Source organism: Streptomyces graminofaciens (genome assembly GCF_030294945.1).
In the GTDB taxonomy this organism is placed as follows: domain Bacteria; phylum Actinomycetota; class Actinomycetes; order Streptomycetales; family Streptomycetaceae; genus Streptomyces; species Streptomyces graminofaciens.
On sequence record NZ_AP018448.1, the window covers coordinates 7913824 to 7932250 of the forward strand.

An 18427-nucleotide genomic window follows, 5' to 3' on the forward strand; every position below is an offset into this window, starting at 1 on the left:
CCCACGCCGGCCCCCGGAGCCGCTCCTCAGCGGGACGGCCCACCGCCCTGCGGCTTCGGCGGCTGCGGGACCTGCGGCCGGGCGGCGGGCGCGGACCGCTGCTGCGCCGGGCCCTGCGTGCCCGAGCCGCCGCCCTGCGCGGCACCACCCGTGCCGCTCCGCCCCCGTGAGGTCAGCGCGGCCGCCTTGGCCAGCGGGGACTGCGGGCCCTGGGCCGGGGACCCCGGCGACTGCGTGGCTGACTGAGACGTCTGTACGACCGTGCCCTGCGGCCCCTGCACGGTCGCCCGGGCCTGCTGCGCGGCCGTCGGGCCGGTGCCCGGCACGGGGGCCGTGGACGCCGCCTCGGCCAGGGCGGTCGCCGCGTTCTCCCAGCTGTAGGACTTCAGGAACTCACGCAGCCGACCGGCCTGTTCGACGCGCTGCGGCAGCTGCTCCTTCAGCTGGTGGATGGCGGCGGCCCACGCCTTGACCCGGTGGGCAGGGTTGGCGGGCTCGGGGACGACGGACGAGGCGCTCAGCTCCGCGGGGACCCGGTTCGCGTCCTTGAGGAAACGGGCGGCACCGCTCTCCTCGTTGACGAGCACGGGCACACCGTGGCCCAGCGCCTCCGTGGCGACAAGGCCGAAGCCCTCGTGCTTGGAGGGCATGACGACGGCGTCCGCGTTCCTGATGTCGTTCGCGATCGCGTCCGGCTTGTCGGAGAACGGCCGGAGGGTGACATGCCCGCCGCTGAGGTCGCTGAGCTGCTGCTGGAGACCGGGCACCAGATGCTCCGGCGCGCCACGGACCGTGAGGTGCACGGCGACGCCCTGGTCGTTGAGCAGCTTCACGGCACGGGCCGCGTCCTCGAACCCCTTCAGGGGGTCGCCCGCGCGCCCCAGGGCCAGCAGCTGAAGAGGCCCCTCCTGCTGCTGCGGGTTCCGCTGGACCAACGGCTCGATCCTGGTGCCGGGGACGAGTTCGTGCGCGCTCGGCACCCGCTCGTTCTTCGCCGCCAGCCGTTTGGCCTCGTCCGTCAGCAGCGGCCCCACCCCCACGACCAGGTCGACACGGGCCATCACCACCCGCTCGATCCCGGAGTGCTCGGAGCCCTTCTCGGCGGCCTTGGCGGGGTTGTCGGCGTACTTGACCTGGGGCAGCCGCTCGGGGCTCGTGTGCAGGAAGTGGGCGACCCGGGCCTCGGGATACCAGGCGTCCCGCATCGCCACCGCCGCCGGACCCGAGAACCGCGAGTGGCCGATGATCAGGTCGAACTGCTGCTGCCGCGGGTCCGGCAGGCCCAGCTCCGCCGGATTCCGGGTCGCGCACTGCTGCTTCAGCCAGTCGCGCCCCTCGACGTGGTCCGGGAGCGGAGCCGTGGTCCGCAGCGTCACACCGTCGTGCTCGCTCTCCACCGGCTTGACGGTCAGCAGGGTGACATCGTGTCCCTGCGCGGCGAGGGCGACACTGATCTGCTGGTTGAACACCGGCACGCCGCCCTTGCCCATGCCGCTCTCGTCGCAGAGCACGAGGATCTTCTGACGCTGTTCGTCCGGCACGGACGGTTCCCCCCTCACAGACCGACGTGAGCGCCCAGCTCACGCCGGAACCGATGGTTGACGAAATGGCCCAGGTCATAGGCGCCGTAGTGGATCAGGCCGCTGTGCACACCCGGCCGCAGCCGGGCCGCCAGCTCGTCGAGCAGCTCGGCGAGGACGAGCGCCCGGGTCGCCGACAGCACGACATCGGTCTCGCCCCGGTCGCGCTCGGGCGGCAGCACGTACTCCGTCGGCGTCCACGGCGCGGGCCCGCCCGCGAACGCCTCGGCCCAGGAGTCCGCCTCCTCCACGAACCCCTTCGGCTGCCCCTGCGCACCGGCCGCCGCCGACGAACCCCACAGCAGATGGCGCGCCGGGTCGATCCCGTCGCGCTGCTCGCGCCAGACCCGCGCGGGACGGCCACTGAGCAGGGCGAGGACGTCGGAGGCGGCGATCGAGGCCTCCAGCGTCACCGAGAAGTCCGGGTTCGCCTTCAGTTCCTCGGGCGACGGAATCGCCTCCGCCGCCCGCCACGCCGTCTCACGCAGCTCCTCGAACGACGCCCGCGCGTCCGGCCCCTCGCCGACCCGCCGGGACACCGGGGAGACCCAGGGCGCGGCCCCCGGCTCGTACGGGCTCGGCGCGGGCGCGCCCAGCGGGGCCCGCAGCGCCTGCGCCGCCTCGTGCGCCAGCGTGCTCAGCCGCGCCGCGTCGGCGCCGACCGTCACCGGGGGGCGGCCGGGGGCGAGCCGGTACGCCAGCTCCTGGAGGGCGAAGACCATGACCCAGTGCCGGGAGGCGGGCAGCAGCACACAGGCGCCGGGCCGCAGGGTGTCGCCGGCCGTGAGATATCCCGGGTCGGCGTCCAGCCGGGTCGTCCAGTCGGCGAGGGCCGCGCGGAAGGACAGGGGCCGGTCGTCGTCACCGGGAGCGCGCCGGGCGAGCAGATGCCGGGCGGAGTCGGACGGCTCACCTGTCCACGAGTCCCGACCGCCGGCCTCGCCGGTCCACGAGTCCCCACCACCGGCCTCGCCGGCCGACGCGCCTTCGCCGTCGGCCGCTCGCAGGCAGCTCTCCAACGCCTGCCAGGCGACCCGGCGCTCCCGCGGCCACCCGTACTGCTCGTCCTCGTAGCCCGGCCGCCAGTCCGGGTTCTCCTGCGACCACAGCATGCGGGCCGCCGCCGAGTACAGCTGCTCGTAGGCGGTTGCCTGCCCCTGATGGTCGGTCATGTGTTCCTCCTGTGGTACGCGATGGACGGGCCTCGCGATCTTGTCCTACCCGCTGGACGCGTCCGCGTCGCGGGGCTCCTCCGTCAGCCGTCGTAGGCCTCGACCACCGGCGCGGGCTTCGCCCGATGGCCGCCTTGCTTGCAGCCCGCGAAGGGGCCGGTGGGGGAGCGGAGTTCCATGAGTACGGGACCGAGGTGGTCGCGGTGCCAGACGGCGGGTCCTGACGGCCCCGCCGCCGGGTCCGTCAGCTCCTGCCAGGCCAGCCACAGCCCGTGCAGCCGGGCCACCGCCTCCAGGTGCTCCCACCAGCGCGGGCACCAGGGCTGCTGGGAGGTGACCTCGCGGCCGTACACCGGCAGGAGCAGATCGCCGACCCAGAGCGCCAGGCTCCGCATCTCCTCGGCGTACTCCTCGCCGTCGAGATACAGGATGAACGGCGGGGCGGCGGGCTGCTGTTCGGGCGCGAAGGTCATCGAGTGCTCCCGTGGGTTCCGTGGGTTCCGTGGGCTCGGTGGGCTCGGTGGGCTCGGTGGGCTCGGTGGGTTCCGTGGATCCCGTGGACGCGTGGGTTCCGGTCGGTGCTCATCGGGCGATCGCCTCTGCCGCCCGGGCCGTGATGGCCTTGACCTCCGCCTGGGCCGCCGTCGCGATGCGGTCGGCGCCCGGTTCCGCGTACCAGGGGCGCAGCCGGACCAGGGCGGGCTTGACGCCGGTGGCGAGGAGGAGGGCGGTGCCCTTGGGGAGGGCGCGGATACGGTCGGCGGGCAGGATGCGCTCCAGGCGGTACGAGGTGGAGCGCGACCGACCGTCCTTGCCGCGCGAGTAGCTCACCGTCGACACGTCGTGCTCGCCGACCAGCCGCGAGACCTTCTCCACGAAGTCCGCGTCGTCCAGGCCCGCGCCGAGCAGCTTGATGGTGGCGGCGCCCCAGAGCGCGTCCATCCCCGCCTCGCCCCACACCCGGGTGCCCTGGCGGTAACTCTGCAGGAGGGTGACGACGTTGATGCCGCGCGAGCCGAAGTGGGAGTACAGATCGGGCAGGTCGGAGATACGGCAGACGTTCGCCGCCTCGTCGAGCACGGCCGTCATCGGCGGGTCGAGCCGTCCGCCCATCCGCTCGGCCGCGACCACGCCCGCGCGCAGCACGGAGTCCGCGCACGCGGCGATGACACCGGCCGCCGAGCCGCCGCCGTCCTTGGAGAGGAGGTAGAGGGTGTCGCAGGACAGCGCGTGCCGCTCGGGCAGGAACTGCGGCAGGGCCGCATCCGGGCTGACCCAGGCCGCGATCGTCGGGTCGAGGAGGCACGCCACGCACTGGCGGGCCGTCTCGTAGATGCCGTCCCTGGTCTCCACCGCGCCCTGGACCGTGCCCTGGAGCTGGTCGGCGAGTGCGGACATGCCCGCGTCCCGCAGCAGGTCGATCGGCGTACGGTCGGCCGGGTCCGCCAGCCAGCCCAGCACCTCGCCGACCTGGCGTCCGCCCCGGTTCGCGGCGTGGAACAGGGCCGTCAGGGTGTTCTGCGCGGCCGAGATCCAGAAGTCCCGCTTGGAGGCGTCGTCGTTGACCGCGCCGACGAAGTGGCCGGCCAGGCGGCGGGCGCCCTCGATGGTGGCGGCGTCCGCGAGCATGTCCCACCACAGGGTGCGGGGCGTGTGGGCGATGCCCTGCGGGTCGAACGTCCACACCCGGCCGGCCCGCTCGCGTTCCGCGCGCGTGACGCTGTAGACGTCCGCTTTGTTCGAGGTCAGCAGCACGCTGCCGCGGGCCCGGAGCACACGGGGGACCGCGATGCCGGTGGACTTGCCCGCGCGCGGGGCCATCAGGTCCAGCTCCACGTCCTCGTAGCTGCTGCGGAGCTCCGGGCCGCCGGGTTCCAGGTTGCCCAGCAGGTTGCCGGTGTCGTCCGGGGCGAGGCGGCCCGACTTCGCGAGCGACGGGCGGAGTTGTCTCGCTCGGGTGGCGGCGCCCTTCGGGAGGAGGCCGGAGAGTTCGCGGCGGCCCGCGAGGCCGGTGGGTCGGGCGGAGCGGCGGCGGACGAGGAGGGTGAGTGTGATGAGGAGGGCCAGGGTGCCGCCGAACACCGTGCCCATGCCTGCCGTGACCGCGCCGGTCGACGCCGTCGGCCACACGGCTGCCGGGCCCTCCTGCACGAGGGCCGACATCGTTTCCAGGGAGAAGGGGGGCGGGTTCCAGCCGGCGCCGCTCAGGGCTGCGCCCAGGGTGCCGCCGAGCCAGGCGCCGAGGAAGGCGGTGGCGACGAGGAGGGCGGTGCCGGGGATGAGCCAGGGCAGGAAGTCGTCGCCGGTGGTGTGGTGTCGTGGTGTGCGGGTGGTGGTCAATTCGGTTCCCCCGTGGACTTGTTGATGTGCGGTGTTCTCTTTCGCCCCCGCCGCCCCTACCCGTCCCATCCCCAGGGGCGCTGCCCCTTCGACCCCGATCGCTTGGGTGGGGTGGGCGCGGGAGAGCTCGGGTGGGTGGGGTTCGTCGGCGGGTGCCGGTTCGATCGGGTTGCTCGCGCAGTTCCCCGCGCCCCTGAAAAGCCGGGGCTGCGCCCCGTGCTTTTCAGGCCCGCAGGGCCGTTGCCTTCAGGCCCGCAGGGCCGTTGCCTTCAGGCCCGCAGGGCCGTTGCCTTCAGGCCCGCAGGGCCTGTGCTCCTGAGGGGCGCGGGGCTGTGTCGATTTGCGGCTCCGCCGCGTGGGCGCGACCAGCCCCCACCCACCCGCAGCCGCCAACGACCCCCCCACCCGCCACCCTCAAAGGCGCCCGGCCTTGGAAAGCGACGGCTTGGCCGTCCACCTCGTGTTCGTGTTGTGCAGCTCCCGCTCCGTGTCCGTGATCGACACCTTGATCGGGATCCCGGGACGGCCGCCCACCTTGATGAGGAAGCGGCCACGACCCGGCGGCTCCTCGTTCCCGCCCGTGCTCGCCCAGCCGGGGGGCGACGACCAGGACGACACCAGGTCGATCTCCCGCTCCGACAGGCCCACGATCTCGCCCAGCTCCCTCATCTCCGTACGCGGCAGCCCGGCGCACACCACCATCCCGGCGCGCTCCACGAAGCCCCGCGCCTTCGCCCGGTCCGCCTCGCTGCCCAGCGCCTCCGCGTCCTTCAACGTGTGCGTGATCTTCGCGTCGCCCAGGCCGAGGGAGCGGTTCAGACGGGTCAGCGCGTCGATGCGTTCGACGATGCCGGAGGCCGCCCGCAGGGGGCGCCACAGCTCGTCCAGGACCGTGAAGAACCAGCGCTGCGGCGCCAGCCCCGCGTCCGCCAGCGCGTGCGCCGCGGCCACCGTGCCCAGCCCGTCCGACCACGCAGCCAGCATCGCCGCCGCCGTGAGCTGTGTGTCCGCCTCGCCGATGCGGGAGATGTCCACGCACACGGCCGGCGACGCCGGGTCGATCCGGGTCGACGTCTCCGACGCGAACGTGTCGCCCAGCGGACCGTCGAGGACGCCCAGCAGCGAGCGGTGCAGCGGGTCGACCGCCTCCTGGTAGCGGGCCACGTCGCCACGGTCCAGGGTGACCGCGCGGACCCGGTCCGGGCCCTCGTCCAGCACCTTCAGCAGGTCCGGCAGCAGCGGTGCCCGCCCCGGCTTCGTACGCTCCGCCAGGTGGTGCAGGCACGCCGACAGCACCGACTGCTCGTGGTCGTCCATCGGGCGGCCCCGGACGATGGTGATCAGCGCGGCGACCATGTTCAGGACACGGCCGTGCGCCTCCGCCGCCAGCACCCGGCCCCGCTCGCCGCCGATCCGGGCCGCCGCCTCACCCATCGCGCCGGGGTCGAGGACGTTGATGCCGCCGACCCCGCGCCCGATGGAGATCACCTGGCCGCCCAGCGCCCGTACGGTGTCCGCGTAGTCCGGCTTCAGGTCGCCGAGCACCAGCGGGGTGATGCCGGTCGCCGACATGCCGATCAGCATCCGGTTGACCAGTGTCGACTTGCCGAGGCCGGGCATGCCGAGCATGAACAGCGACGGGTTGGAGATGTAGCGGGCCCGGGTGAACCAGGAGATGGGGTCGCCGCACACCGTCGCGCCGGTCTGGAGGTGCTGCCCCAGCGGCACCCCCGTCATCGGCGCGCCGGACCCGGCCGCGAACGGCCACAGCCCGCACGCCTGCACGGTCGTCGCGCGCCACAGCGCGGGCGGGTCGACATGCCCGACCTGGCCGCCGCCGGGCCCCAGCCACCCACGCGGAGGCGCCATCTGCGGCCTCATGACGGACTTGCTCACAGCGCCTCCCGGATCTGGTACGGAACGAGGGTGTGCTCCCACGGCAGCAGGCCGACGGGCAGCGTGCAGGTGAACGCGGACGCCTGCATACGGTCGGCGGGGCGCATCAGGATGCGGGAGGCCGCCTGGAGGTTGCGTACGGTGATGCCCGCGTCCGGCAGCTGTTCCTCGCTGTCGACGGTCACCGTCACCATCAGGGAGAACTCCACGAGCCCGGCGCCCGCCGCCTCCTCGGCCGCCGTCTGCTCGGCCGCCTGCATCTCGGAACTGGCCCGCGCCTGCACCAGCCCCCGCTTCGACCCCGCCATGAAGTGCGCGGCACGACGGTCGGACTCCACGATCCGCGCCGAGGTCGCCGGATCGATCGGCCGGTAGACCAGCGAGACCCGCTTGCGCCGCGTACCGGCCGCAGGCTCCAGCAGACCCCGCAGCACACTCGAACGGACCGTCCCGCGCGGCGCCAGCGTCAGCATCCACGTCCGCGACACACCCGAGTCGTGCTTGTACGACTGCACGGACTCGACCGCGGCCGCCGGACCCGCGTCCGCCCACTCCAGGCCGGTCGTCGAGTGCTCGGCCCGGGCGCTCAGCACATCGGGGGCGATGGCCGGGTCGTACGCCACCCGGACGATCTCCGCGAGCCGGTCGGCGGAGAGCGGGTAGGCGGAGCCGCCGCCCGCCGCGACCAGTCCGGAGAGCAGACCGGGCAGCCGCATCGACAGATCGGTGACGACATCCTCGGTGTCCCGCTTGGGACCGCCGGTCGGGCCGTACGTCAGTGCGATGTACGTGTGCATCTCGGACGACGCCGACGGGTAGCGGGCGACGACCTCCTCCATCACCGCGCGGGCCGCGGCCGGGGCGTCCGGCGAGATCCGCGGCAGCACCTCGGCGGCCAGCCGCGTCCCGGTGTCGGGCGCGGTCTCGACGACCACCTGGGCGCCGCGCAGCCCGGGCTCGTGCGACAGCCGGGCGAGCCAGTCGCCCCAGGACGCCACCCAGATGTCGACCTGCTCGGGGTCGACCAGCGAACCGCCGTCCGGCTCACACGCCAGTACGACCGTGTAGAGGTTGCGGCCGGGGTGGTGCAGCACCCCGAACGCGCGGTTGTAGGCGTCCCGGCCCTCGTACATCTTGGTGCGGGCCAGCAGCCCGGGCGGCTGGTAGCGGCCGCCCGGCCGCTTGGAGAGCGGCCCGGAGACATAGGTGTGCGAGCCGTTGGCCTTGCGCTTGAACCATCCGATACGCACGGCGATCACCTGGTAGACGTTGCGGCCGTCGACCGTGCGCAGCGCCAGCGGCGCGAGGAACAGGCCGACGGGAATGAGGACGACGACTGCGGCCGCCAGCGAGACCAGCGAGGCGAGGAGCGCCACGAGCAGTCCGCCGAAGGCGACGACTGTGCCGAGGAGGCCCAGCGGGCCCAGTCCCGGGCGGCGGGGTCTGCGCCAGTTCCCGTAGGTGGGACGCGTCAGGGCGTCGGTGGACATGGGGTTCCTTCTTCCAGCGAGGTTCGGCGGGTTCTGGGTGCCTGGTGACTGGCGCCTACGAGCTCGGGGCTTCTCTGCGACGGCGACGACGGCGACGGCGGCGGCTGGGGCTGCGGGTTCGTCGTGGTCGCTCGCGCGGTTCCCCGCGCCCCTGAAAGGCGCGAGGAACGCTCAGAAGGCGTCCTCCTACTGGTTGTGGCCCTTCATCCCGTCGTTGTCGCCGAGGGAGTTGGTGACCTCCGAGGCGGCGGCGATCGTCGTCTGGGCGGCGAGTGCGGCCGCCTGGATCGCGACGCTCGCGCCGCCGGTGGCCGCCGCCGCACCGCCCGCGGCCGCCGCGCCACCCGCCGCTCCGGCGCCTCCGGCCGCGCCCCCGGCGCCGCCCGCGGAGGAACCCGCGCCCGACGACGGCGAGCCCTGCGGACCGGGAGCACCGCCCCCGCCTCCGCCACCACCGCCGGCAGAGCCCGCGATGTTGACCGCGCCCGAGGCGACGTTGTTGACGGCGTTCAGCGTGACCGTGCCGCCGGAGGTGGAGCCGAGGGCGGCCGTGGCCGGGACGATCAGCTTGAGCAGGGCGGGCAGCGCGAAGACCGCCAGGATCAGCATGCCCATGCCCGCGATGGTCTGGTTGAGCTGACCGGCGTCGTTGCTCTGGCCCTTGGCGCTCTGCGTCATCGCGGTCGCCGAGTAGATGATCAGCGCGGCGGCGGGCTTGTAGAGCAGCCAGGCCGCGAGCCAGCCGACGTGCTTCTTCCACCAGCCCTCGCCCCACCCGGTCATCGAGGAGACGGCGGCCAGCGGCAGCGTACCGACGAGCATGATCATCACGCCGATGCGGATGTACATCAGACAGATCTGCACGAAGCTCGACAGCATCACCAGCAGACCGAAGATCAGCACCAGACCCGGTGACTGCAGGGTCATGACACCGAGGATCGTGTCGGCGGTGTCGCCGAGATCCGCGCTGGCGTACAGCTCCGACGCGTACTGGTCGGAGGCCGTCGTCAGCTTCTGGACCACGAGGGTCGCCAATCCCGCGATCAGGATGACCTTCCACATGCCGTTGAAGGCCTGCTTCATGGTCTGGCCCTTGCGGTCGACGGCCATCCGGATCGCCGCGAACAGCAGCGAGGCCACGGCCGCGTAGGCGACGATCCAGTCCGTCTCGGCCTGGATACGGGTGATGGGGGCGGTCGAGTCACCGGCGTCGATGCCGATCCAGGCGCCGTTCAGCGCCTTGAGCACATGGGCGGTGGCCTCGCCGATCGCCTTGGCGAAGGCCTCCACGGCACCGCCGGCGGCGGCCTCGCCGACCTCGCCGATGCCCCACTCCAGGGCCGAGCCGACACAGTCGTAGAACTTCCAGCTGCACGCCATGTCACACCTCCCAGGTGACGAAGCCGCGGCTGTCGCTCACCTTCGACATGCCGGCGTAGATCGTGCCGTCCGTGTCGGGCGCCAGCTTCCAGTCGCCGTCCTGCCAGCGGACCGTCACCGACGTGCTCGCGTACTCGTTGCCCGGCCCGCGCATCAGCAGCATCAGCGTGGCCGCCTCCTTGTCGTACGACAGGACGGTGAAGCCCTCGTAGCCTCCGACGTCCGGCTTGCCCGAGGTCGGCTTGTCCTCCACCTTCGCGCGCTCGGCGATCAGCGCGTCGCGCCCGGCGCCCGGCACGATCTGCCGCTCGGCGACCTCGCGCCAGCCCGTGTAGCTGAGGTGGTCGGTGATGGAGTGGGCGGCGAGCACCGCGCCCATCGGGGTGTGCGCGAAGCAGGACCAGACCGGCCCGTCGTACTTCAGCGGCCCCACCGTCTTCGACACCGGCACCAGACCGGTGCCGTTGGCCTTCCAGCGGAAGTCCTTGGGCGCCTTCGAGGGCTTGGCCTGGTCGCTGTCGTCGGTACGGCAGCCCGCGGGCCTGCCGTCGTCGCCCTTCCCGCCACCGCCGCCGTTGCCGCCGGCGTCGGCGGTCGGCGAGGGACTCGGACCGGCTCCGGCGCGGGCCGGGTCACCCCCGCCGTCGCCGCGCGTCGCCATCGCCACACCGCCGAGCACGAGCAGGACCAGCAGGAACCCGGCCGACGCGATCCAGCCCCGCTGCTGCCAGAACGGCTGCTCCCACTCGCCGCTGCCCCCTCGGGGCCGGCCGGAGTTCAGCATGGTCGCTCTCCCTTCGGCTCGGCCGGACTAGAAGACGAAGGTGATGAGCGGGCCCGCCGTGGCGACCAGGACGCAGCCGCCGAGCACCATGCCGAGGCGGCCCATGTGCTCGGAGCCCTCGCCGCGGCGCATGGATATCGCCATCATCGCGCCGGTGATCAGCACACCCGCGACGCCCGCGGCGGTGCCGGCCCAGGCGAGGATGCCGAGGACCGTGTCGACCTTGTCGGTCAGCGCGGCGGGCGCGTCGCGGGTGGGATCGGGGACCGTGCCGTCGGCCAGGACGATGGTCTCGTGCGCCTTGGCCGCGATGGTCTTGAACATGCTTTCTCCCCGTAGCCGGTGGTCGGGTCCTCGGGGCCGGTGTGGCCCCGGAGTCCCCGGTGACTCTGTGAGCTTGGCGACGAACGCGGTCCGGGCCAAGCGATGTAGGGATCCAGCACTCTGCGGTGACGTGTCCGTGACACACGGGAAGCTCTCGTCATATCCGAGGGCGGGTCGCGACGCGGATCGGCGGGTTGAGCTGGGCGTATGAGTCGGCAGTTAGGTCAGGTTCATGACAGACAAATCAACCGTCACCCGCGCGTCGATACGCGGATGACGGCCGGTCAGACGAGCCAGGGCATGACGAAGGAGACGATCGGCCCGGCCGTCGCCCCGATGACACAGGCGCCCATGACGGTCAGGAACTGGCTCAGATGCTCCTCGCCCTCGCCCGACCTGACCGAGATCGCCATCCGCGTCCCGACCATCAGCAGCCCGGCCACACCGGCCGCGGTGACGATCCACGCGAGATAGCCGAGCACGTCGTTGAGCGGGCCGGTCACCTTGCCGCTGGGCCCGTCGCCGACCGCGGCGAGCGCGGGGCCGTGATCGGCCAGGGCGGCGTCCATGGCGTGCAGCAGACTCATCTCGTACTCCCCGTGGTGTTCCCGACGCTCATCACTTGCCCTTCCCGGTGTTCGGCGCGGCGACCGCCCCGGTCAGCCGGGCCAGTGCCAGCGCCTCGCGCGGCGGCGGGCCGGTCAGGTCGCCGGTGCGCCAGTCGGGCACCCAGGGCACCCGGTAGACGTCGATGACCGAATTGATGACCTTGACGCGCTGGTTGAGCTGACGCGGCAACCGCCCAGGCGCGTCCGCGACGAGCACGATCGCGTTCAGGTCGAGACCTGGCGGGGCGTCACCCCGGCGGAAGATGTCGAGGGTGTACGACACCGCGTCGAGCCCCGCCGCGTGTGTACGCGCCACGAGGAGCACCGACTCCGGCTCGCCGCGGTCGGGCCGCGGCCACTCGCGCCCGGCGTCATGACCGCCGAACACCGCCGCGAGGGTGGTGGCGCCGGCCCCGCCGTGTGTGGCGATCCAGGAGAACCGCCGTGGCGTCGCGGCGAGTTGGGCGGGTACCTCGCTCTGAGCCCGCGCCTGCTCCGGTTCGATCACCGGCCCGCGGAGCCAGATCTCCGGCCCGTCCACCCCCTGGTGCCCTTGCTGCGCTTGGTGTCCTTGGCCCTGCATCGCGCTCTCCTCCTCGTCCGACACCGATCTTCACGGCGTGCGGACAGTACCGGTAGCGGGGCGGGAGTTCCTGGGACGAGTCTGTGACGCCACGGTGACGGGGGGAGTGGGGGTGAACGGCGAGACTCGTCCGCAGACATCGACTGGCAGGAGCATGACCGGAAGCCGAGTCCGGAAGCCGAAGTCCCGCTCCCGAACCAGTCGTCAACGGGGTGACGCTGAGGGAGCAGATGTCCAACGGGGGCGGATCCGGCGCGAGTTGGGTGGTCGGGGGCAGTGTGGCCGCAGTGGTCCTGCCGATGGTCATGATCGTCGCGGTGAGCGGCGGCGCGGGCGGCGAGGGGCAGAACCAGAACGTCGGCGGCGGGCTCGCGACCGGCGAGGTACCGGCCCAGTACGTGCCGTGGGTGCTCAAGGCGGGCGCCATGTGCGAGGTCATCAAGCCGGCCGTCATCGCGGCGCAGATCGAGGCCGAGTCGGGCTGGAACCCGAACGCCAAGTCGCCCGTGGGCGCCGAGGGGCTGAGCCAGTTCATGCCCGGCACCTGGACGACCTGGGGCAAGGACGACGACGGCAACGGACGGATATCGCCGTACGACCCCGGTGACGCGATCATGGCGCAGGGCCGTTACGACTGCGCGCTCGCCGAGCAGGTCCAGGGCTACAAGGACCGCGGCCAGGCCTCGGGCGACACGCTCGACCTCGCGCTCGCCGCGTACAACGCGGGCCCGGGCGCGGTGCAGAAGTACGGCGGCATCCCGCCCTACACCGAGACACAGAACTACGTCGTCCGCATCAAGTCCCTCATCGCCAAGTACGAGTCGGTGGACGACCCGCCGGGCGAACTGCCGACCGGCAAGAAGATGGCGATGCCGCTGGCCGGCAACCCACCCGTGACTTCTCCCTACGGGATGCGGTTGCACCCCACGCTCGGGGTCTACAAGCTGCACACCGGCACCGACTTCGGGGTGCCGTCGGGTACGCCGGTGCTGGCCGCGCGGGACGGGAAGGTCACCTTCGCGGGCTGGTCCAACGGTTACGGCAACCGTGTGGTCGTCTCCCACGGGACGATCGACGGCGCAGAGATCTCCACGACGTACAACCACATGTCGGCGATCAGCGTCAGTAACGGTCAGACGATCAAGGTCGGGCAGCGGGTCGGCGCGGTCGGCTCCACCGGTTACTCGACCGGCGCGCACCTCCACTTCGAGGTGATGCGGAACGGCAAGTACGTGGACCCGGCGCCCTGGCTGGGGCTGAGGTGAGGGCGACGGCCGGGACGGCCCGGACGTCGGCCCGGGTGGCGACAACCCGGGCGGTGAGGAAGGACACTGGGGTGAGGAGGGGGACGAAGGTGGACACCAGGCTTCGCAGGGCCGTGGCGGTCGCGCTCGCGACCGTCACCGGCGTGGCAATGCTGTCGGCGTGCGGTCTGAAGGACTACCGCGACGCGGCCGACACCGGCGACGGCAAGGCCTCGTCCCTCCCGTCCGTGTCCCCCAAGGCCCCGCTGCCGTCCGGCAGACCGCTGGGCCCCGACGCCCACGTGCCGACGCCGAAGAAGGTCGACGACAAGGACGCGACGGCCGTAGCCGAGGCCTGGACCGAGGTGGCGTACGGCTACGACACCAAGTACGACTCCGGGCCGCACGACGCGGTGCTGCGCGCGGCGCGCTGGTTCACCGCCGACAAGGCGGAGGCCGAGCGCTCGTACCGGCCCGCGGCCGCGGCGGGCGAGATCTGGAACACCTGGGCGGGCCACAAGGCGTGGACGACGGTCGAGGTGGAGTCGGACGACGACGGCGACGCCCCGGCGGACACCAGGACGGCGGCGTACCGAGCGCTGTTCGTCGACGGCGAGGCGCACGGCCGCGACGGCTGGACGGGAACGGGCCCTCAGGCCACCGTCTACGTGAAGCTGGTGCGCTCGGCAAAGGGCGGGCCCTGGCGGGTGGACGACGTGCGTACGGTGGAGGCGGCGGCACCACCGTCGGCAACACCTTCTGCTGCGGATACTTCCTCTGCTGCTTCTTCGTCCACTGCTTCTTCTACTGCTACATCCTCTGCTGCTACTTCTCCTTCTGAACGACCCGAGTGAGGGAACGATGACTCGACTCAGCCGCGAACAGAAGCGGGAACTCAAGCGGGCGGGGCGCACGCCGGCCGGAGTGACCCCGATCGACGTACGCGTCTCCGCCGAGGGCGGCGCGACGGTCGGCGGCATGCCGGTACCCCCGACTGCCACCGAGCCACTCCAGTCCGCCGTCCTGGACTACCTCCACCGCCTCGCCCTCGCCACCGGCCACCCGGTCCTCGCGACGGTCCACGACGAACGCATCGGCTACGCCGTACCGCTCCAGGTGTACGTGGACGGCTCCAGCCAATTCGCGGGGGAGCCGGTGCGGGTGGGGGAGCCGCGGGGCATGACGACGGCCCCGGCCGCGCCTGCCCAGGCACCGGCCCCGATGGCCGCACCCGTCGTCGAGCCTCCCGCGCCCGAGCCGCGCCGGGACAAGTCCACGCATGTGCTGCGGGCGGTGCCGGAGTCGGCGGCGGTGACCGCACCGGAGCCGCAGCCGCAGCCACCCGCTCAGCCGCAGCTCCCCGCTCAGCCCCAGCCCCAGCATCAGCCCCGGTCGAAGCCGGAGCCCAGCACCCTGCGGCTGCAGGCGGCGCAGCCCGCCGCCCCCGAGCCGGTCGCGCCCCCGGAGCCCAAGAAGGAGCCCCGGACGATGCCGCTGAGGGCGGCGAAGGAACCGGGCCAGGCCGCCCCGAAGCCGTCGACGTTCGTCCTGCGCGCGATCCCGGAACCGAAGGAGGGTCCGCTGGCCCAGCCGCAGACAGGCACGGTCTCCCCTCCGACGGGTGAGTTCGGCGCCTGGCAGCCGGACAGCGCCCCCGAAGGGGCGCGGGCAACCGCGCGACCGGCCCCCACGGACCCGCAGCCGGAACACACCCCCGCACCCACCCCCGTATCCGCCCCTGACCCCCTCCCGCTGACCCCTCCGGAGGAGTCCGCGGCGGACCCCTACTCGGTCCCCGAGTGGAGGGTCGCCGACGAGGACACCGACCCCAAGCCCGCCCCCGTCCGGGAGTTCGACGCGGTCGCCGAGTCCGTGCTGGACCCGGGGGAGGCGGACGCCGACGGCGGCGCGCCGTCACCGTTCGCGGAGTCCGTGCTGCGGATCAACGAGGCCGTGAAGATGGGCCGGATCGAGACGGCCGCCGAGATGGCCGAGCAGACCGTCTCCCAGGCGACGGTCACCCTCGGCCCGCACCACGCGGAGACGCTGAAGCTGCGCGAACTGACCGCCTACATCGCCTACCTGGCCGGTGACGCGCTCAGGTCCTTCCACCTCTCCCTGGACCTCGCCCGCATCCGCCACCAACAGCAGGACCCCCGGGCGGCGTACGGCAACGTGCAGAGCGCGGCGGCGGCCTGGCGCGCGGTCCGCGACCCGCTGCAGGGCCTGCACCTGGGCCGTGACCTGATCGGCGTGTGGTCGGAGCTGGCGGCCGACGCGGGCCCCGCCGCCGAGGACGTGGAGCAGCTGGAGAAGGCCCGCACCCGTATGGGCCGCCTCACCGAACGCGCCCGCTCCCTCGACGCGGGCCCCTACGCGCAGAGCCCGCACGCCCAGGGCCAGTGAGCAGGAGCCCGAGGGGCGGCGGACAGGCCGGGCGGGACGGCGACGTTCCCTCCGGCCCCGCCCCCGCGTCGAGGTCCACGTCAACGAGCTGGCCTGCACGATGAGCTGACGTCCGACCGACCCGGCCCGACCCGGCCCGGCCCGCAGGCACGGCTCCGGCTCACCGCCGAGGTCACGCACCGAACACCGCCGCCCACGCCCACTCGGCTGAACGCCGGACGAAGCGCGGCGGCACGGCGACCGGGGCGGTCGGCACGCAGCCGGGGCCGGCCGCGGGACCACCCCGGCGACCGACCCCGTAGAGCTGTGAGATTCGGGAGTTACTGCGACAGCTCCCACACCGCGTACGCCGCCGCGTCCGAGTTCCGGTTCAGCGCGGTGTCGCTGATGTTGGACGTCGTGTCGCACGACGAGTGGTAGCAGCGGTCGAAGGCCTGCCCGGACGTACCGCCCCACTTGGCCACCTGCGCGGCGGTCTTGGTGCGGCTCGCGCCGGTGAAGAGGCCGCCGACAGGGACGCCGGCGCTCTTGAACGGCGCGTGGTCGGAGCGGCCGTCGCCCTCGGTCTCGATCTCGGTCGCCACGCCGATGCCCGCGAAGTAGTCCTTGAAGGTCTGCTCGATGGTCGGGTCGTCGTCGTAGACGAAGTAGCCGGGGTTCGGCGAGCCGATCATGTCGAAGTTGAGGTAGCCGCTGATCCGGGCCCGGTTCGCGGAGGAGAGGTTGTTGACGTAGTACTTCGAGCCGACCAGGCCCAGCTCCTCCGCGCCCCACCAGGCGAACCGCAGATGCTTGGTGGGCTGGTAGTCGGCGGCGGCGACGGCCAGCGCGGTCTCCAGTACGGCCGCGGAGCCGGAGCCGTTGTCGTTGATACCCGCACCCGAGGTGACGCTGTCGAGGTGCGAGCCGGCCATGATCACCGAGTTGGTGTCACCACCGGGCCAGTCGGCGATCAGGTTGTAGCCGGTACGGCCGCCGGAGGTGAAGGACTGCAGGGTCGTGGTGAACCCGGCGGCGTCCAGCTTGCCCCGCACATAGTTGATCGAGGCCGTGTAACCGGCACGGCCGTGCGCTCTGTTGCCGCCGTTGGCGGTGGCGATGGACTGGAGCTGCGACAGATGGGCCTTGACGTTGGTCACCGAGATGTCGGGCGCGGCGGCCACCTTGGGGGCGGGGGCCGCCCCGGCTATGGAACCGGTGGTGAAGAGCGTGGCCACGGCGACGGCGACGGTGGCTGCGGCGCGACCGGTGACAGGAACAGAGAGCTTCATAGTGGGGGGCTCCGAATTCCATGGGGTTCGCCATGGACCCACTGTTGGCGTGTCCATGGCGAATCCGCGTGAATGAGGTGCCTGGATGGTGCGGGTGGGGCTGACTCTCCGTCAAGGGTGCTATTCGGTCGGCGGAATCCGGTCAGCGGTGTGGGGCCGGGCGTGGGACCGGGCGTGGGACCGGGCGTGGGACCGGGCGTGGGACCGGATGTGGGACCGGGTGTCGGACCGGCTTGTGGGATCCCGGGGGTGTGGGGCCGGGGTCGTCGGGCCCGAGGTGTCCGGTCAAGGGCGGTCGAGCACCGGCGGGTTGTCGACGTCGGCCGCCCGTACGGCCACCCGCAGCTGCGCCTCGGCGTCCCGCCCGGCGACCCTTACCGCCCGTGCCGTCCGCAACGCGTCCCACGTCAGCAGCGACAGCGCCAGCCACACCAGCGCGAACCCGGCCCACCGCTCGGGCGGCATCTCCTCACCGAAGTACAGAACGCCCAGCAGGAACTGGAACACCGGCGCCAGATACTGCAGCAGCCCCAGCGTGGACAGCGGCACCCGGATCGCCGCCGCCCCGAAACAGACCAGCGGCAGCGCGGTCACGATGCCGGTCGAGGCGAGCAGGGCGGCGTGCCCCACGCCCTCCGTGCCGAAGGTGGAGTCGCCCCTGGCCCCCAGCCACAGCAGATAGCCCAGCGCGGGCAGGAACTGGATCGCGGTCTCCGCGGCGAGCGACTCGATGCCGCCGAGGTTGACCTTCTTCTTCACCAGCCCGTACGTGGCGAAGGAGAAGGCGAGGGTGAGGGAGATCCAGGGCGGTCGCCCGTATCCGATGGTCAGGACGAGGACGGCGGCGAAGCCGACACCGACCGCGGCCCACTGCACGGCCCGCAGTCGCTCCTTCAGCAGCAGTACGCCGATGGCGATGGTGACGAGCGGATTGATGAAGTACCCGAGGGAGGCCTCCACCACCTGCTCGTTGTTCACGGCCCAGATGTAGACGCCCCAGTTGACGGTGATGACCGCCGCCGCGACCGTGACCAGGCCGAGCCTGCGCGGCTGTCGCAGCAGCTCACCGGCCCAGGCCCAGCGGCGCAGCACGATGAGGGCGACACCCACGAACGCCAGCGACCACACCATCCGATGGGCGAGGATCTCCACCGACCCGGCGGGCTTGAGCAGCGGCCAGAACAACGGGACGAGCCCCCACATCCCGTACGCGGCGAAGCCGTTCAGCAGCCCTGTCCGGTGTTCGCCCCTCGACTGGCCGGCCACTGACCCCTCCTTCGCACCCGGCCGCCACCGCGCGACCCCCAGGCATCACGAAGGTAACGCCGAACACCCCGCCTGTCATGCCC

16 protein-coding genes are annotated in these 18427 nt (G+C 72.6%); 3 read left to right on the forward strand and 13 right to left on the reverse strand.

Going from position 1 to position 18427, the window contains the following annotated elements:
- Positions 1-26: 26 nt before the first annotated feature.
- From SGFS_RS34740 to SGFS_RS34790, 11 genes are all read right to left on the reverse strand, one after another.
- Positions 27-1541, reverse strand: a complete 1515-nt coding sequence (locus SGFS_RS34740) for a glycosyltransferase family 4 protein (protein WP_286256140.1) — start codon at positions 1539-1541, stop codon at positions 27-29.
- Positions 1542-1555: 14 nt separating this feature from the next.
- Positions 1556-2752, reverse strand: coding sequence for a hypothetical protein (locus SGFS_RS34745; protein ID WP_286256141.1), 1197 nt, complete (start codon positions 2750-2752; stop codon positions 1556-1558).
- Between the two features lie 83 nt (positions 2753-2835).
- The gene (locus SGFS_RS34750) at positions 2836-3225 is read right to left on the reverse strand and encodes a DUF4913 domain-containing protein (protein ID WP_286256142.1); all 390 of its coding nucleotides are present in this window, start codon (positions 3223-3225) and stop codon (positions 2836-2838) included.
- Between the two features lie 109 nt (positions 3226-3334).
- Complete coding sequence (locus SGFS_RS34755; RefSeq protein ID WP_286256143.1) at positions 3335-5092, reverse strand: type IV secretory system conjugative DNA transfer family protein; 1758 nt, start codon at positions 5090-5092, stop codon at positions 3335-3337.
- 414 nt (positions 5093-5506) lie between these two features.
- Complete coding sequence (locus SGFS_RS34760; protein ID WP_286260220.1) at positions 5507-6973, reverse strand: ATP/GTP-binding protein; 1467 nt, start codon at positions 6971-6973, stop codon at positions 5507-5509.
- 11 nt (positions 6974-6984) lie between these two features.
- Entirely contained in the window at positions 6985-8478 is a 1494-nt protein-coding gene (locus SGFS_RS34765; protein ID WP_286256144.1) for an SCO6880 family protein, read from the reverse strand.
- Between the two features lie 186 nt (positions 8479-8664).
- Positions 8665-9858 (reverse strand): hypothetical protein, encoded by a 1194-nt coding sequence (locus SGFS_RS34770; RefSeq protein WP_286256145.1) that lies wholly within the window; start codon positions 9856-9858, stop codon positions 8665-8667.
- Between the two features lies 1 nt (position 9859).
- The gene (locus SGFS_RS34775; protein WP_286256146.1) at positions 9860-10642 is read right to left on the reverse strand and encodes a hypothetical protein; all 783 of its coding nucleotides are present in this window, start codon (positions 10640-10642) and stop codon (positions 9860-9862) included.
- A gap of 27 nt (positions 10643-10669) precedes the next feature.
- Complete coding sequence (locus SGFS_RS34780; protein ID WP_286256147.1) at positions 10670-10966, reverse strand: hypothetical protein; 297 nt, start codon at positions 10964-10966, stop codon at positions 10670-10672.
- A gap of 284 nt (positions 10967-11250) precedes the next feature.
- On the reverse strand, positions 11251-11553 hold the full coding sequence (locus SGFS_RS34785) for a hypothetical protein (protein WP_286256148.1): 303 nt from the start codon (positions 11551-11553) through the stop codon (positions 11251-11253).
- Between the two features lie 31 nt (positions 11554-11584).
- The gene (locus SGFS_RS34790) at positions 11585-12157 is read right to left on the reverse strand and encodes a hypothetical protein (RefSeq protein ID WP_286256149.1); all 573 of its coding nucleotides are present in this window, start codon (positions 12155-12157) and stop codon (positions 11585-11587) included.
- Positions 12158-12387: 230 nt separating this feature from the next.
- On the opposite strand from SGFS_RS34790, the gene SGFS_RS34795 reads away from it, so the two are divergent.
- From SGFS_RS34795 to SGFS_RS34805, 3 genes are all read left to right on the forward strand, one after another.
- Positions 12388-13422 carry a peptidoglycan DD-metalloendopeptidase family protein gene (locus SGFS_RS34795; protein ID WP_286256150.1) on the forward strand — a complete coding sequence of 345 codons (1035 nt, stop codon included), beginning with the start codon at positions 12388-12390 and terminating at the stop codon, positions 13420-13422.
- A gap of 89 nt (positions 13423-13511) precedes the next feature.
- Positions 13512-14255: a hypothetical protein gene (locus tag SGFS_RS34800; protein WP_286256151.1), complete on the forward strand. Its 744-nt coding sequence runs from the start codon at positions 13512-13514 to the stop codon at positions 14253-14255.
- 7 nt (positions 14256-14262) lie between these two features.
- On the forward strand, positions 14263-15807 hold the full coding sequence (locus tag SGFS_RS34805) for a hypothetical protein (RefSeq protein WP_286256152.1): 1545 nt from the start codon (positions 14263-14265) through the stop codon (positions 15805-15807).
- A 320-nt stretch (positions 15808-16127) separates the two neighbouring features.
- Here SGFS_RS34805 and SGFS_RS34810 read toward each other — a convergent pair whose 3' ends face one another.
- Positions 16128-17078 (reverse strand): M28 family metallopeptidase, encoded by a 951-nt coding sequence (locus SGFS_RS34810; protein ID WP_286256153.1) that lies wholly within the window; start codon positions 17076-17078, stop codon positions 16128-16130.
- A gap of 285 nt (positions 17079-17363) precedes the next feature.
- Positions 17364-18344 (reverse strand): EamA family transporter RarD, encoded by a 981-nt coding sequence (rarD, locus tag SGFS_RS34815; RefSeq protein WP_286256154.1) that lies wholly within the window; start codon positions 18342-18344, stop codon positions 17364-17366.
- Positions 18345-18427 lie beyond the last annotated feature (83 nt).

Bases quoted from the DNA above. Each gene is read 5' to 3' on its own strand.
- SGFS_RS34775 (WP_286256146.1), bottom strand. From the start codon at position 10,642: ATGCTGAACTCCGGCCGGCCCCGAGGGGGCAGCGGCGAGTGGGAGCAG.
- SGFS_RS34780 (WP_286256147.1), bottom strand. From the start codon at position 10,966: ATGTTCAAGACCATCGCGGCCAAGGCGCACGAGACCATCGTCCTGGCC.
- SGFS_RS34805 (WP_286256152.1), top strand. From the start codon at position 14,263: ATGACTCGACTCAGCCGCGAACAGAAGCGGGAACTCAAGCGGGCGGGG.
- SGFS_RS34750 (WP_286256142.1), bottom strand. From the start codon at position 3,225: ATGACCTTCGCGCCCGAACAGCAGCCCGCCGCCCCGCCGTTCATCCTG.
- SGFS_RS34745 (WP_286256141.1), bottom strand. From the start codon at position 2,752: ATGACCGACCATCAGGGGCAGGCAACCGCCTACGAGCAGCTGTACTCG.
- SGFS_RS34785 (WP_286256148.1), bottom strand. From the start codon at position 11,553: ATGAGTCTGCTGCACGCCATGGACGCCGCCCTGGCCGATCACGGCCCC.
- SGFS_RS34790 (WP_286256149.1), bottom strand. From the start codon at position 12,157: ATGCAGGGCCAAGGACACCAAGCGCAGCAAGGGCACCAGGGGGTGGAC.
- SGFS_RS34765 (WP_286256144.1), bottom strand. From the start codon at position 8,478: ATGTCCACCGACGCCCTGACGCGTCCCACCTACGGGAACTGGCGCAGA.
- SGFS_RS34770 (WP_286256145.1), bottom strand. From the start codon at position 9,858: ATGGCGTGCAGCTGGAAGTTCTACGACTGTGTCGGCTCGGCCCTGGAG.
- SGFS_RS34810 (WP_286256153.1), bottom strand. From the start codon at position 17,078: ATGAAGCTCTCTGTTCCTGTCACCGGTCGCGCCGCAGCCACCGTCGCC.
- SGFS_RS34760 (WP_286260220.1), bottom strand. From the start codon at position 6,973: ATGAGGCCGCAGATGGCGCCTCCGCGTGGGTGGCTGGGGCCCGGCGGC.
- SGFS_RS34795 (WP_286256150.1), top strand. From the start codon at position 12,388: ATGTCCAACGGGGGCGGATCCGGCGCGAGTTGGGTGGTCGGGGGCAGT.